The following is a 14208-nucleotide window of genomic DNA, read 5'->3' on the forward strand; positions in this document are numbered from 1 at the left end:
AGATGGCTGGCACCTGTTGTGGGCGAGGCGGGCCCCACCGCGGCAGTCACGCACCCCGGGAGCCCTGATCCGGGGGACCTGGCAGCCGAAAGCCGCACGACACGCCGGGGTGCACCGGCGTGTCGTGCGGGGTTCGGCTGCTGACAGCCGGACCCCGCAACCGGTCGGCTCGGACCTCAGCCCGCGATCTCGAGCACCCGCAGGGCGACGGCCACGTCGAGGCGCAGGTGCGAGTCGGTGGAGAGCGGGCCGAGGAGCCGCTCCAGCTTGGAGACCCGGTAGCGCATCGTGTTGTAGTGGAAGAACTGCAGCCGGGCGGCCTCCGCGACGTTGAAGTTCGTGTCCAGCAGCACCTGGAGGGTCTCGCGCAGGTCCGCGGCCTCGGAGGTCTGCTCGGCCAGCGGCCCGAGGACGTCGCGCACGAACGAGCGCAGCTCGCCGTTCTCCTCCTCGGGGATCAGCGCGATCAGCCGGTGCAGGCCGAGCTGGTCGAAGAACGTGGTCGAGCCGCCGCCCTGGACCCGGCGGCCGACGTCGACGGCGCGGCGCGCCTGCGCGTACGCCGCGGAGAGCTCGTCGAGCGTCCACGCCACCCGGCTGACGCCGACCGAGAACGGTCGCCGGCCGCCGCCCTTGTCCCCGGCGACCGCGGTCACCGCCCGGCGTACGACGTCGTGGCCGGTCGGCGCCTCCTCGCCGGGCCCGTCCCCGGCCCCGCCGAGCGGGAGCAGGGTCACCACCTCGGAGGAGAAGTCCACGCTCGGGATGCCCGCCCCGAGGCCACCGGTCACCTGGCGCCACGCGGCCGAGAAGCGCTCCTGCCACTGCCGGCGCTGAGCGCTCCCGGCACGCTCCTCCCCCGCGACCGGGTCGATCTCGGCGGCGACCACGACGACCGGGCGGGTCAGGTCCCAGCCGAAGGTCGCGGCGTGCTCGGCGACGTACGCCTGGTCGTTGGCCAGACCGCCGCGGCGCATCAGCAGGTCGCGCAGGAAGTCACCCTGGTACTTGTTCTCGACCGCGGTGACGGCCTCCTCACGGGTGATCAGCAGCGCGGCGACGGCGGCCGCCCGCTCCAGGGCGTGCACGTCGTCGGAGCTGAGCGGCTCGCCCGGCCGCAGGCACACCAGCCGGGCCAGGTCCACACCACCGGCCGCCACCCGCAGGCTGCGCGCCTCGCCGGGCCCGACCGAGGCCCCGTCACCGTCCATCCGCTCGACCCGCAGCCGACCCGTCGGGTCGACCAGGTCGTGAGCGTCCAGGGCCGAGCGCAGGTCCTCGGGCAGCGCCGAGGCGCGCTCGCGGCCGTCGGTGCTGGTGAAGGCCACCCCGACCTCCAGCACCCGCGCGACCTCGGCCGCGATGCCGTCGAGGTTGCCGCCCTCGAGCACGATCTGGGTCAGCCCCGTGTGCAGGGCGTCCACCTTGGCCAGCGCGGCGCTGGCCAGCTCCTCGCGGTCGTTGCTTATCAACACTTGCGCTCCTCTGCGTGCCCCGTTGGCACAACCTCACATCGCAAACGGTAATCGGCCCCGATAGCGTCGGGAAGGTGATCCCCGTCAGCGCGCCGGCTCGGGTGCGTGCCCGCCTGCACGCGGCGCCCGACGGACCGCTGCCGGTGGTGCACCGCGGCCGGGACGCGGTGTACCTCGACCTGGCCGGGCGCTGCCTCGGCGTCGTGGGCGCCCGCGCGACCGCGGTGCCGTGCGCGCTGCGGACCACCCTGGACGCGCTGGACGCCACCTCCGCCCACGTCGAGGGCGGCGTGCTGCACCTCGACGGCGAGCCGCTCGTGATCGGCCGGCTCGTCGACGTGACCGTGCCCCGGCTCGTCCCGGCGACCGCACCCGACCCCACCGGACCGGCGCCGCTGCCGGGCGACGTGCGGGCGATGGTCGGCCGCGGCGACGGGCTCACACCGTACGACGACGACGTGCTGTGCGGCTGGCTGGCCGTCCACCGGGGGCTCGGCGTGCCGACGCCGGACGCCGACGCGGCGATCCGGGCCTGCCTCGACCGCACGACGCTGCTCTCGGCCACCCTCCTCGACTGCGCCATGCACGGCGAGGTGATCCCCGAGTTCGCCGCCTGGGTGGCGACCCCCGACGACCCCGACCGCACAGCGACCCTGGCCGCCGTCGGCCACACCTCCGGACGCGGGCTGCTCCAGGGCGCCCGCTTCGTCCTCGACCACCTGAGAGGCGCCGCATGAGCACCCCCGATCCCACCCACGTCGAGCTCCGCCCCGGGGCGTACGCCGACTCCGTCACGCTGCTGCAGGTCAGCCGGGTGGTCCAGGGGCTGGCCGGCGTGCTCGCCGCCCAGGTCGCGATGGCGACCCCGCTCAACATCGAGGTGCTCACCGGGATGGGCTTCGAGGTCCCGGCGCAGGCCGGCCCCAACGACCTGGTGGTCGCCCTCCGGCTCGAGGACGCCGACGCCCTGGCCGCCGCGCTCGCCGGGGTCGACCAGGCGCTGCGCGACGCGAACCGCCGCGACGACGGCGCCGCCGTCGTCGCCCCGCCGCGCACCACGGCGAGCGCGCTGCGGCGCTCCGCTGACACCTCGGGCCACGACGCCGTCGCCCTGGTCTCGGTGCCCGGCGCGCACGCGTTCGTCGAGGCGATGGACGCCGTCGAGGCGGGCCGCGACGTGATGGTCTTCAGCGACAACGTCCCGCTCGACCAGGAGCTGGCCCTCAAGCGGGCGGCCGCCGAGCGCGGCGTGCTGGTGATGGGTCCCGACTGCGGCACCGCGGTGATCGACGGCGTCGGGCTCGGCTTCGCCAACGTCGTCACGCCCGGACCGGTCGGCATCGTTGCCGCCTCCGGCACCGGCTGCCAGCAGCTGCTCGCCCTGCTCGACCACGCCGGCGTCGGGGTCACCTCCGCGCTCGGCGTCGGCGGGCGCGACCTCTCCGCGGAGGTCCGCGGCCTGGCCACCCGCGAGGCGCTGCGCCGCCTCGACGAGGACCCGGCCGTCGAGCTGATCGTGCTGATCTCCAAGCCGCCGGCCGCCGACGTGACCGCCGAGATCGAGGAGTACGCCGCCTCCCTGGCCACGCCGGTCGAGCTGGCGCTGCTCGGTCCGGGCCGGCCGGACCTCACGGCCGCGGCCGAGGCGGTCCTGCGCCGGCTCGGCCGCGACGTGCCCGCCTGGCCCGTCGACCGGCCCGCCGGCTCCAGACCGGTCAGCCCGGGGGCGCTCCGCGGGCTGTTCGTCGGCGGGACGCTCGCCAGCGAGGCCGCCCTGGTCGCGAGCGAGCTGCTCGGCGAGGGCGGCGGGCACACGTTCGTGGACTTCGGCGACGACGAGTACACGACCGGCCGGGCGCACCCGATGATCGACCCGTCGATCCGGCTCGAGCACCTCGCGCGGGCCGCAGCGGACCCGGCGACCGGGGTGCTGCTGCTCGACGTCGTGCTCGGCCACGGCGCCGAGCCCGACCCCGCCGAGTCGCTGGCCCCGGCCCTCGCCGGGGTCGAGCAGCCGGTGGTGGTCGCGGTGGTCGGGACCGCGGGCGACCCGCAGGGACGGGACCGTCAGGTCCGCGCCCTGGTCGACGCCGGCGCCGAGGTGCACCTGTCCAACGCCGGCGCGACCCGCCGTGCGATCGAGCTGCTGGGAGAGACCCGATGACCACCCCGGACACCGTCGTGAACGTCGGCGCCGACCTGCTCGCCGACGCCGTCGCCGACCAGGCCGTGCCCGTCACCCGCGTCGACTGGCGCCCTCCGATGGAGGGCACCGCCGCCGACCTGGCTGTCGTCGCCGCCGACCCGCGCCGGCACGCGGCCAACGAGCGGGCCCTGGCCGCGATGCTGGGGGTCACCGCCACGCTGGTCGACGTACTGCCCGCCTCGGAGGCCCTCGGCCTGGAGCCCGGGCAGTTCCTGCACGCCGGCCCGCCGATCGGCTGGGACCGGGCCCCGGGCCCGCTGCGCGGCGCCCTGATGGGCGGCGCCGCGCTCGAGGGTCTGGTCGCCGACCCCGAGGACGCCGCCGCCCTGTTCGAGTCCGGGACCGGCGTCTCGCTAGAGCCGTGCCACCACCGCTCCGCGGTCGGCCCGATGGCGGGCGTGGTGACGCCGAGCATGTGGCTGTTCGTGCTCGAGGACCCCGCCACCGGCCGGCGCAGCTACTGCTCGCTCAACGAGGGTCTCGGCAAGGTGCTGCGGTACGGCGCCTACTCGCCCGAGGTGATCACCCGGCTGCGCTGGATGGGCGACGTGCTCGGCCCGCTCCTGCAGCGCGCGGTCCGCACCGTGCGCGACTCGGACGCCGGACCGGTCGACGTGACCGGCATCCTCACCCAGATGCTGCAGATGGGCGACGAGGCCCACAACCGCAACCGGGCCGGCACCCTGATGCTGCTGCGCGACCTCTCCCCCGCGATGGTCGGCGCCATCGGGTCGAGCGGCGTGCCCGTGGCCGACGTCGCCGAGGCGCTGCGCTTCATCGGCGCCAACGACCACTTCTTCCTCAACCTCGCGATGCCGGCGTGCAAGCTGGCGCTGGACGCGGCCCGCGGCATCGACGGCTCCACCATGGTCGTGGCGATGGCCCGCAACGGCACCGACTTCGGCATCCAGGTCGCGGGCACCGGCGACGAGTGGTTCACCGGCCCCGCGCAGCTGGCCGACGGCCTCTTCCTCGGCGACTACGGCCCCGAGGACGCGAACCCCGACATCGGCGACTCGGCGATCACCGAGACCGCGGGCATCGGCGGGTTCGCGATGGCCACCGCGCCCGCGATCGTGCGGTTCGTCGGCGGCTCGGTCCCGGACGCGCTCGCGACCACCCGGCGGATGCACGAGATCACCCTGGGCGAGAACCCGCGGTGGTCCGTGCCGGTGCTGGAGTTCCAGGGCACGCCGACCGGGATCGACGTCACGATGGTCTGCCGCACCGGGATCCTGCCGCAGATCAACACCGGCATGGCCGGCCGGCTCGCCGGCGTCGGCCAGGTCGGCGCCGGCCTGGTGAACCCGCCCGCCGAGATCTTCCCGAAGGCACTGGCCCGGCTGGCCGAGCTCGTCCCCGGACGTCATACGTCCTGAGGAGGGGGACACACTGTCCGTATGACGTCGCGGGTGGACCGCTAACGGCTCGTGGCGCGCTGGTACTGACGGATCGAGACCGGCACGAACACGGCCAGGATGAGCACCACCCAGACCAGCGTGTAGAGGACCGGGTGCTGCATCGACCACACGTCCGGCACCGGGGCCGAGGGGTCGGTGTTGCCGAACAGCTCGCGCGCGGCCTGGCAGACCGCGGAGACCGGGTTCCAGTTGGCGAAGCTCGCCAGCGGGCCGGGCAGGTTGCTGATCGAGACGAACGTGTTGGCGATGAACGTGACCGGGAAGATCACGATGAACGACGCGTTGTTGACCACCTCGGGCGTGCGCACCAGCAGCGCCACGGTCGCCATGATCCAGGAGATCGCGAACGCGAACACCAGCAGCACGACGAAGCCGGCGAGCGCCTCCAGCACCGAGGAGCGGATCCGCCAGCCCACCACGAGCCCGGTCAGGGCCATCACCACCAGGCTGACGATGTTGATGCCGATGTCGGCGACGGTGCGGCCGAGCACCACCGAGGACGAGGACATCGGCAGCGACCGGAACCGGTCGATGATCCCCTTCTGGAGATCCTCCGCGAGGCTGTAGCCGGTGAACGTCGCACCGAACACGACCGTCTGCGCGAAGATGCCGGGGACCAGGAACTCCTTGTAGTCGACGCCGGTGTCCTGGGTGCCGATCGCGTTGCCGAACACGTAGGCGAACAGCAGCACGAACATGATCGGCGACAGCGTCGTGAAGACGAGTACGTCGGGCACCCGCAGGATCTTGCGCAGGTTGCGGCGGGTGATCACCCAGGCGTCGGAGGCGCCCTCGACCAGGACGGACATCACGCGGCTCCGTCCTCGTCGACGACCTCGGGCTCCTCCGCGGCGTGACCGGTCAGCGCCAGGAACACGTCGTCGAGCGTCGGCCGGCGCAGCCCGGCCTCCGCGACGAGGATGCCGGCCCGGTCCAGCCGGTCGAGCAGCGCCCGCAGGTCGCCGGTGCCGCCGTCGACCGGGACGGTCAGCCGCCGGTCCCGCTCGTCGACCACCGGCTCCCCGATGCCCAGGCCCGCGGCGGCGCGCACCGCCGCCGTCAGGTCGCCGCCCACCGGGAGCCGCACCTCGACCTGCTCGCCCCCGACCTGGGACTTCAGCTCGTCGGCGGTGCCGAGCGCGATGACCGTGCCGCGGTCGATCACGGCGATCCGGTCGGCGAGCCGGTCGGCCTCCTCGAGGTACTGGGTGGTGAGCAGCAGCGTGGTCCCGCCGCGGACCAGCTCCTCGATCACGTCCCACATGCCGACCCGGCCGCGCGGGTCGAGCCCGGTCGTGGGCTCGTCGAGGAAGATCACCGGCGGCCTCGCGACCAGCGCGCCCGCCAGGTCGAGGCGCCGGCGCATGCCGCCGGACCAGCCCTTGACGACCCGCTCGGCGGCGTGGGCGAGGTCGAACTGGTCGAGCAGCTCGCGGGCCCGGGCCCGGCTCGCCGCGGCGCCGAGGTGGTAGAGCCGGCCGACCATGTCGAGGTTCTCGAAGCCGGTCAGGTGCTCGTCGACGGCGGCGTACTGCCCCGAGACCCCGATCCGCCGGCGCAGCTCCCGGGGGTGCCGCAGCACGTCGACGCCGGCGACCTCCGCGTGGCCCGCGTCGGGCCGCAGCAGCGTGGTGAGCACCCGCACCGCGGTGGTCTTGCCGGCGCCGTTGGGCCCGAGCAGCCCCAGGACCGTGCCCTCCGCCACCTCGAGGTCGAGCCCGTCGAGCGCGGTGACCGCGCCGTACTTCTTGACCAGGCCGGTGGCTCGGATCGCGGTGGGCATGGCACCACTGTGCCGGGGGCCGCCGACAGCGGCCACCGACTTTGCGCTCTCGTGCTGGATCCGTGTCGCTCGTGCCGGGCCGGCGGTGCGCGAGCAACCGTTCCGAGGCCCAGCTCGGTTGCCAGGACACCGCGCTGCACCCGCGGAAGCGCCAGGAGAGGCGCCACTTGGGGCTGCGGGTTCAGGCTCGGGGTTGGGGCTCGGCCTCGAGTCGGGGCCGCCAGAACGCCCGGGCCAGGTCGATCCTGCCGGAGGGGCGCAGCGGGGTGCCCTCCTCCAGGTAGGCCTGGGGCGCCTCGCCGTCGTGGCAGGTCGGCGGCGACCCGTCCGCGTGGACGACCCGCCACCACGCGACCGCACCGCCCTGCGAGGACATCACCGAGCCGACCTGGCGCGGCCCGCCGCCGCCGAGCAGCTCGCCCACGACCTCCGCGATCGCGCCGTACGTCGTCACCCGCCCCCGGGGCACCGACTCCACGCACTGCAGCACCCGCTCGGCGTACTCCTCCGGATCGATGCTCACCGCTCCTCCTCCCGGGTTCCCAGCGCGGCGGTCGCGACGACGGTGGCCAAGCATGCCGCAGCGACGCCGAGCACCCAGACGCCGGGCTGCTCCGGCTGGTCGCCCAGCAGCCGGGTCACCGCCCACGCGACCGGCGCGGTCAGCAGCACCAGCAGCCCACGGCCGGCCCACAACCGCACGGTGGCGACGTCGACCGGCATCGTCGCGGGGCCGTACGACGCGACCGCGCCGGCGACGTGCGCCACGACCAGCCCGGCGGCGGCGACCAGCACCCACGCCGAGGAGGCGTCGCCCAGGGCGGCCGCCCACCAGCCGAGCACGACCAGGAACGGCGCCACCCCGAACGGGGAGTCCGGCACCCACGCCGAGGCGCCGGCGAGCGCAGCGACCACGCCGACCAGCCACCAGGGCGGCGCGTGGCCGGCCGGCCCGGCGGCGAGGACGGCCACGACCGGACCGACCAGGACCAGCACCCGGAGCGCGATCTGGGAGCGGGCCCAGTCGTCCGGCTCGCCGTACCCCTGCAGCGGGCTCACCGGCCCACCACCCGGGGGAGCCGGGCGCGGCGGGCGAGGCGGCGCAGCACGTCGTCGATCGTGCCCGGCCCGCGCCAGGCGACGACCGGGCAGCCGAGGGCGGCGAGCCGGTCGAGCACCACCGAGCGCTCCACCATCCGCATCCGCCAGGCCAGCGCGGCGAGGGTGGCGTCGGCGTCCTCGGGGACGTCGGGTCGCGGGTCGGGCGGGAGCGTGTCGACGACCAGGACGGCCACGCCGCGCCGGGTGAGGGTCGCGGCGACGGTGGCGACCGGCTCGGCGAGCATCGGGGACAGCACCACGACGACGGCGCCGCCGGTGACGCCGAGCTGGAGGACGCCGGAGTCGGGCTCGGCGGCGGCACCGATCCGCACCGTCGCCAGCCGGTCCTGGATCCGGCGCAGGTGCCGCGGCCCGGCGCCGTACCCGACCTGCTCGTGGCCGCGCCCGACCACGCGCAGCGCGACCCGGTCCCCCCGGCGCACGTGGTGCTCGGCGATCGCGGCCGCCGCACGGACGCCGAGGTCCAGGCTGCTGGCCGCGCCGTCGACGCCGTCGGAGGCGCCGTGGTCGGCGAGGGCGTCGAGCACCAGCAGCACGCCGGTGTCCTCCTCGGCGCGGGTGGTGACGACGTGCAGGTCGCCGGTGCGCAGGGAGACCCGCCAGTTGACCCGCCGGAGCCGGTCGCCGGGCTGGAACGGCCGGATCCCGGCGAGCTCGGTGCCGTTGCCGGTGCGCCGCGAGCGGTGCGCCCCGACCAGGCCCAGCGGCTGCGGGGCCTCGGCGCGCGAGTCGTACGGCGCGGTCGTCGGCAGCACCCGCGTCCACTGGCCGCCGATCCCCACCGGGCCGAACCGGTAGCCCGCCCACGGCGTGTAGAGCGCGACCTTCTCCTCCCCCAGCATCCGCCGGCCCCAGCGGCGCGGGCTGATCTCGACCTCGGGGACGCCTCCGTCGACGAGCAGCCGGCCGACCCGGCCGCCGCTGGGGCGCATCACGACGTACGGCGGCTGCCCGGTGACCCGCACGAGGTACTCGGCGTCCTCGGCGTCGGACAGGCTCAGCCGCGAGGTGGTGCCGACGCCCTCGCGCAGCGTGAGGTGGTCGAGCCGGGAGTCGAGGACCGGATCGTGGGTCGGCCGGTGCACCACCCCCAGCGCCGCCAGCGTCACGAACGGCGCCGCGAGCACCACGACCGCGGGCTCGCCGGCCAGCAGCGCCCCGACCACGCCGAGCGCGCCCACGACGAGGGCCCGGCCGAGCGCGGTGGTCGGCCGCCAGGCGGCGGGTCCGCCCGGGGCGGGCCGCACCGGGCTCATCGGCGCCCGTCGAGGGTGGTCGGGGTCGGCACCTGCCCGAGGACCGCGTCGACCACCCGGCGGCCGCTGGCGTCCGACATCCACAGCTCCGGCTTGACCGTGATCCGGTGGGCGAGCACCGGGCGGGCGATCGCCTTGACGTCCTCGGGCACGACGTAGTCGCGGCCGCGCAGCAGCGCGAACGCGCGGGCCACCAGGACCAGCCCGAGCGAGCCGCGCGGCGACGCGCCGGTGAGCACGTCGGGGTGGTGCCGGGTGGCGACCGCCAGGTCCACGCAGTACCGCCCGACGCTCTCGTCGACCACGACCGTCTCGACGGCCGCCTGCATGGCCAGCAGCCCGGGGCCGTCGGTGACCCGGTCGAGCTCGACCTCCTCCTGCCGGCGGGCCATCCGCCGGGCCAGCACGTCGTACTCCTCGTGCGGGCTGGGGTAGCCGAAGGAGACGCGCAGCAGGAACCGGTCGAGCTGGGCCTCGGGCAGCGGGAACGTGCCTTCGTACTCGATCGGGTTCGCGGTGGCCAGCACGTGGAACGGCGCGGGCAGCGGGAACGTCTCGCCCTCGACGGTGATCTGCCGCTCCTGCATCGCCTCGAGCAGCGCGGCCTGGGTCTTCGGCGGCGTCCGGTTGATCTCGTCGGCCAGCAGCAGGCCGGTGAACAGCGGCCCGCGGCGGAACTGGAACTCCGCGCGGCGCTGGTCGTAGATGAACGACCCGGTCAGGTCGGCGGGCAGCAGGTCCGGGGTGAACTGGGCGCGCGCGAAGTCGATGCCCAGCGCCCGAGCCAGGGAGCGGGCGGCGAGGGTCTTGCCGAGGCCGGGGTAGTCCTCGAGCAGCACGTGGCCCTTGGCGAGCACGGCGGCCAGCACCTGCAGGAGCGGCTCCCGCTTGCCGACGACGGCCTTCTCGACCTCGTCGAGCACCCGGCCCGCCAGTTCGGCGGCCGCGGGGACGGACAGGTGCTCGGGCACGGGGTCGGGCACGGGCACGGGCACGGATTCGGACACGGGGTCCTCGGGCATGTTCACAGCTCCTCGATCTGGGTCAGGCAGCGGTCGATCTCGGCCGGGGTCAGCCGGCGGGCCGGCCCGTCCCACAGCCACGCCGGCTGGGTCTCGGGTGGGGTCTCGGGCTGGGTCCCGGGCTCGATCCCGGGCCGCTGGAGCGCCCGGGTGGCCAGCAGGGTGAGCCGGTCGCGCAGCGCGGGGTCGGGGGTGCGGGCCGCCAGGTGCGCCTCGAGCAGCCCGAGGTACTGGCGCAGTCGTGGGTCGCCGCGCTCGCGCAGCGAGGGTCGCTCCACCTCGATGTCCCAGGACGCGCCGCCGTCGGCCAGCGCGTCGCGGAGCAGGCCGAGGACCGCCACCGAGCCGGCGACCAGCAGAGCCAGCCGCACCGGGTCCGGGTCCGCCTGCGCGAGCTCGAGGCCGACCTCCAGCGCGGCGTACGCCACCGCACCCCCGACCAGCCGGCGCCACCAGCGCCGCGCGATCACCCGGGCACCCCGGTTCCGGTGTCGGCGCCCGCGGTCAGGCCGATGGTGCGGTGGATGGTGTCGAGCGCGTCGAGCGCGTCCTGCCGGTGGGCCTCGGTGAGCTCGTGCTCGGAGAACCGCGCCTCGCGGTAGAGCTCGCCGAGCCGGGTCACCGCCGGCTGGTGGGCGTCGACCAGGTCGAGCACCCGCATCGTGTACTCCGAGGAGGTCTCCCAGGCGCCGCGCGCGAGCCCGGCGGCCGCCGCCTGGGTCTCGAACCGGTGCCAGCACTCGACGACCGCGTTGCGAGGGGTGCCGCCCTCCGCGAGCAGGCGGCGCTGGGTCGAGGCGTCCGCGAGCATCTCCCGCGCCACCGCTGCCGGCGGCTCCAGGACGGGGAACTCGAGGTGCTCCGTCGTACGCCGTCGCCGGGCACGGCGACGCCGTGCCGACCGGACCGCGGGCACCACGCCGTAGCGGGCCGCGAGCAGGACCAGGCCGCCGACGACCGCGAGGTCGACCAGCAGCGCGAACGCCCGCACCCACGGCGGCGCGCCGCGGGGCTCGGCCGGCGTGTCGACGGTGGTGCCCTGGCCGGCCGAGGCGGAGGCGGACTGGGTGAGCGTGGGCGTGCCGGCCGGCGACGGACCCTCCCCGCGCAGGACGCCGCTGGGGCCGATCGAGGCGGCCCAGGCCGCCAGGACCACGACCAGCAGGGCGGTCACGACGACCGACGCCACCGCCAGCCTGCTTGCCTGCCGCGCGGTCATGGCTCGCAAACTACCCGACCACGACGACGGCCCCGCCCGGGTGGGCGGGGCCGTCGTCGTCGAACCACCGGAGGCAAGTGGCGGGCCTCCGGGACGCTCCCTCAGGTTGCTGCTGAACCGGTGCTCAGCACGTCAGAGGATCGGCGAGAAGGGCTCGGTGCCGTTGACCAGCTGCAGCCCCGAGATGCCGGAGTGCTGCTGGGCGAAGGCCAGCTCCTTGGCCAGGTCGCCGATGTTGTTCGACGCCGGCAGCGGCGCCAGGCCGAGCGTGGACAGCACGCCGATGGCCGAGCCGTCGGCGCTGAGGAAGCCCGAGCCCGAGTCACCGGGGATGCCCGGGGTCACCGTGTACAGCGGGTGGCTCCAGCCGCCGTCGGCCGGGTCGTCGCCGAGGCTGATGCCGGTGTGCGGGGAGAGCGGCTCGATGCCGGCGCGCAGGCTGGAGTTGCCGTAGGTGTAGAGCTGGTCGCCGGCGGCGGTGCCGTCGGTGTCGATGCCGACCGGGCCGCCCCAGAACGGGACCGAGGGGTTGACCTTGGCGACGTCCGCCGCGGCCACCTTCACCAGCGCGAAGTCGTTGTAGGCGCAGGTGTTGTCGTCGGTGGTGCCGATCTTGTCCATGGTGTCCCAGGACGAGTACGCCAAGGTGCCGGTGCCCACCTGCGTGCCGTCGCTGACCAGGCTGCCACCCTCGTTGAACGTCACCTTGGTGCCGAGCGGCAGCGAGTTCGAGAGGCAGCCGTCGGTGTCGGTGGCCGAGCCGGTGCCGGCGCAGTGGGCCGCGTAGCCGACGTACACGTTGCCGGCGCCGTCGGTGAACACGAAGTTGCCGGTGCACTGGGCACCCTCGGTGTACATCATCGTGCCGGGGTGGATCTGCGCGGTGTCCGCGGGCGCCCACGCGACCGTGGCGCGGTGCTTGCGGGGCTTCGCGTCCGCGGGCGAGGACGAGATGAGCGCGACGGCCAGCACCGCACTGCACAGCAGCGCGAGGACGGTGACGGCGCGACGTGCCGACCACGAGGTGGCGTTGATCATGGGGACTGGTCCCTCCCGGTAGGGCAGGCCGGCGCGTGCCGGTCACGAATCCTGACGGCAGCCCAACGACACCGCACCCGCGCGGGTTACGCACCGGTAGGTCGACTCGGCGCATCTTGCCCGCTCACCACGGCCGAGTCGGCGCATCTTGCCCGCTCACCACGGCCGAGTCGGCGCATCTTGCCCGCTCACTGCGGCCGAGTCGGCGCAACCTGCCCGCCTGAACGCGCCGAGTCGGCGCGTCTTGCCCACCTGAGCGGGCACGACGCGCCGACTCGGCGGTGGTGAGCGGGCAAGATGCGCCGACTCGGCCGCAGTGAGCGGGCAAGATGCGCCGACTCGGCGCAGGAGATCGGGTTCAGTAGGAGGGCTGGGAGGGGTCGATCTGGTTGACCCAGGCGACCACGCCGCCACCGACGTGCACGGCGTCGGCGTACCCGGCGCCCTTGACGATGGCCAGGGTCTCCGCGGAGCGGACGCCCGACTTGCAGTGCATGACGACCTGCTTGTCGCCCCCGGTGAGCGAGGTCAGCTGCTCGAGCGCCGAGCCGTTGAGGAACTCGCCCTTCGGGATCAGCACCGAGCCGGGGATCCGGTTGATCTCGTACTCGTTGGGCTCGCGCACGTCGACCAGCACGAAGTCGCGAGTGCCCTCCTCGCGCTCCTTGAGCATGTGCTCGAGCTGGGTGACCGAGATCGTCGAGCCGGCAGCCGCGTCGGCAGCGGCGTCGGAGACCGCGCCACAGAAGGTGTCGTAGTCGATCAGCCCGGTGACGGTCGGGTTCTCGCCGCACAGCGCGCAGTTCGGGTCCTTGCGGACCTTGAGCTTGCGGTACTCCATCTCCAGGGCGTCGTAGATCATCAGCCGGCCGACGAGGGGCTCGCCGATGCCGGTGAGCAGCTTGATCCCCTCGTTCACCTGGATCGAGCCGATCGCCGCGCAGAGCACGCCGAGCACGCCGCCCTCGGCGCAGCTCGGGACCATCCCCGGCGGCGGCGGCTCCGGGTAGAGGCACCGGTAGCAGGGAGCGTCGTCCGCCATCGACGGGGCGAACACGGACGCCTGGCCGTCGAAGCGGTAGATCGAGCCCCACACGTAGGGGATGCCGAGGAAGTACGCCGCGTCGTTGACCATGTAGCGGGTCGCGAAGTTGTCGGTGCCGTCGAGGATCAGGTCGTAGCCCTCGAAGACCCCCATCACGTTGTCGTTGTCGAGGCGCTGCTCGTGCAGGACGACGTTGACGTAGGGGTTGATCTCGGCGATCGACTCCTTCGCCGAGAGGGCCTTGGACTTGCCGATGTCGGAGACGCCGTGGATGACCTGGCGCTGCAGGTTGGACTCGTCGACCTCGTCGAACTCCGCGATGCCGATGGTGCCGACGCCGGCCGCGGCCAGGTAGAGGAGCGCGGGGCTGCCGAGGCCGCCGGCGCCGATGACCAGCACCTTGGCGTTCTTCAGCCGCTTCTGGCCGGTCATCCCGACGTCGGGGATGATCAGGTGGCGACTGTACCGACGTACCTCGTCGATGCTCAGCTCGTCCGCGGGCTCCACGAGCGCGGGGTAGGACACGGCGTACTCCTGACTTGGTCGGTTCGCCCGGGCGGGTCCTCGACACAACGCCGCCCGGCCCTCCCATGTTCCCCGCGGGATCACGCCGACGGCGGC

14 protein-coding genes are annotated in these 14208 nt (G+C 74.6%); 3 read left to right on the top strand and 11 right to left on the bottom strand.

Annotation, left to right across the window (positions count from 1 at the left end):
- Positions 1–176: 176 nt before the first annotated feature.
- Positions 177–1472, bottom strand: a complete 1296-nt coding sequence (locus QMC84_RS15995) for a helix-turn-helix domain-containing protein (protein WP_300376350.1) — start codon at positions 1470–1472, stop codon at positions 177–179.
- A gap of 77 nt (positions 1473–1549) precedes the next feature.
- On the opposite strand from QMC84_RS15995, the gene QMC84_RS16000 reads away from it, so the two are divergent.
- From QMC84_RS16000 to QMC84_RS16010, 3 genes are read left to right on the top strand one after another with little or no spacing between them, the layout of a single operon-like run.
- A complete protein-coding gene (locus QMC84_RS16000; RefSeq protein WP_300376352.1) occupies positions 1550–2212 on the top strand; it encodes a DUF2877 domain-containing protein in 663 nt (220 codons plus the stop codon).
- Complete coding sequence (locus QMC84_RS16005; protein ID WP_300376354.1) at positions 2209–3639, top strand: FdrA family protein; 1431 nt, start codon at positions 2209–2211, stop codon at positions 3637–3639. Before QMC84_RS16000 ends, QMC84_RS16005 begins: the two co-directional genes overlap by 4 nt.
- A complete protein-coding gene (locus tag QMC84_RS16010; protein WP_300376356.1) occupies positions 3636–5060 on the top strand; it encodes a DUF1116 domain-containing protein in 1425 nt (474 codons plus the stop codon). The genes QMC84_RS16005 and QMC84_RS16010 overlap by 4 nt, the downstream gene beginning before the upstream one ends.
- 41 nt (positions 5061–5101) lie before the next feature.
- Here QMC84_RS16010 and QMC84_RS16015 read toward each other — a convergent pair whose 3' ends face one another.
- The 10 genes from QMC84_RS16015 to moeZ form a co-directional block, all read right to left on the bottom strand.
- Positions 5102–5911 carry an ABC transporter permease gene (locus QMC84_RS16015; RefSeq protein WP_300376358.1) on the bottom strand — a complete coding sequence of 270 codons (810 nt, stop codon included), beginning with the start codon at positions 5909–5911 and terminating at the stop codon, positions 5102–5104.
- Entirely contained in the window at positions 5911–6885 is a 975-nt protein-coding gene (locus QMC84_RS16020) for an ATP-binding cassette domain-containing protein (RefSeq protein WP_300376360.1), read from the bottom strand. The genes QMC84_RS16015 and QMC84_RS16020 overlap by 1 nt, the downstream gene beginning before the upstream one ends.
- Positions 6886–7066: 181 nt before the next feature.
- The gene (locus QMC84_RS16025) at positions 7067–7408 is read right to left on the bottom strand and encodes an MGMT family protein (protein WP_300376362.1); all 342 of its coding nucleotides are present in this window, start codon (positions 7406–7408) and stop codon (positions 7067–7069) included.
- Positions 7405–7944 carry a hypothetical protein gene (locus QMC84_RS16030; RefSeq protein ID WP_300376364.1) on the bottom strand — a complete coding sequence of 180 codons (540 nt, stop codon included), beginning with the start codon at positions 7942–7944 and terminating at the stop codon, positions 7405–7407. The genes QMC84_RS16025 and QMC84_RS16030 overlap by 4 nt, the downstream gene beginning before the upstream one ends.
- Entirely contained in the window at positions 7941–9263 is a 1323-nt protein-coding gene (locus tag QMC84_RS16035; RefSeq protein ID WP_300376366.1) for a DUF58 domain-containing protein, read from the bottom strand. Before QMC84_RS16035 ends, QMC84_RS16030 begins: the two co-directional genes overlap by 4 nt.
- Positions 9260–10285, bottom strand: a complete 1026-nt coding sequence (locus QMC84_RS16040; protein ID WP_300376368.1) for a MoxR family ATPase — start codon at positions 10283–10285, stop codon at positions 9260–9262. Before QMC84_RS16040 ends, QMC84_RS16035 begins: the two co-directional genes overlap by 4 nt.
- Positions 10286–10287: 2 nt before the next feature.
- The gene (locus QMC84_RS16045; RefSeq protein ID WP_300376369.1) at positions 10288–10755 is read right to left on the bottom strand and encodes a hypothetical protein; all 468 of its coding nucleotides are present in this window, start codon (positions 10753–10755) and stop codon (positions 10288–10290) included.
- Positions 10752–11504 (bottom strand): DUF4129 domain-containing protein, encoded by a 753-nt coding sequence (locus QMC84_RS16050; protein WP_300376371.1) that lies wholly within the window; start codon positions 11502–11504, stop codon positions 10752–10754. The genes QMC84_RS16045 and QMC84_RS16050 overlap by 4 nt, the downstream gene beginning before the upstream one ends.
- A gap of 132 nt (positions 11505–11636) precedes the next feature.
- Positions 11637–12542: a hypothetical protein gene (locus tag QMC84_RS16055; RefSeq protein ID WP_300376373.1), complete on the bottom strand. Its 906-nt coding sequence runs from the start codon at positions 12540–12542 to the stop codon at positions 11637–11639.
- Positions 12543–12900: 358 nt separating this feature from the next.
- On the bottom strand, positions 12901–14112 hold the full coding sequence (gene moeZ, locus QMC84_RS16060) for an adenylyltransferase/sulfurtransferase MoeZ (protein ID WP_300376375.1): 1212 nt from the start codon (positions 14110–14112) through the stop codon (positions 12901–12903).
- Positions 14113–14208 lie beyond the last annotated feature (96 nt).

Source organism: Nocardioides sp. (genome assembly GCF_030019515.1).
Lineage (GTDB): Bacteria > Actinomycetota > Actinomycetes > Propionibacteriales > Nocardioidaceae > Nocardioides.

Coding starts and splice junctions, on each gene's coding strand:
- QMC84_RS16040 (WP_300376368.1), bottom strand. CDS start 10,285: ATGCCCGAGGACCCCGTGTCCGAATCCGTGCCCGTGCCCGTGCCCGAC.
- QMC84_RS16015 (WP_300376358.1), bottom strand. CDS start 5,911: ATGTCCGTCCTGGTCGAGGGCGCCTCCGACGCCTGGGTGATCACCCGC.
- QMC84_RS16055 (WP_300376373.1), bottom strand. CDS start 12,542: ATGATCAACGCCACCTCGTGGTCGGCACGTCGCGCCGTCACCGTCCTC.
- QMC84_RS16005 (WP_300376354.1), top strand. CDS start 2,209: ATGAGCACCCCCGATCCCACCCACGTCGAGCTCCGCCCCGGGGCGTAC.
- QMC84_RS16035 (WP_300376366.1), bottom strand. CDS start 9,263: ATGAGCCCGGTGCGGCCCGCCCCGGGCGGACCCGCCGCCTGGCGGCCG.
- QMC84_RS16010 (WP_300376356.1), top strand. CDS start 3,636: ATGACCACCCCGGACACCGTCGTGAACGTCGGCGCCGACCTGCTCGCC.
- QMC84_RS16050 (WP_300376371.1), bottom strand. CDS start 11,504: ATGACCGCGCGGCAGGCAAGCAGGCTGGCGGTGGCGTCGGTCGTCGTG.
- QMC84_RS16020 (WP_300376360.1), bottom strand. CDS start 6,885: ATGCCCACCGCGATCCGAGCCACCGGCCTGGTCAAGAAGTACGGCGCG.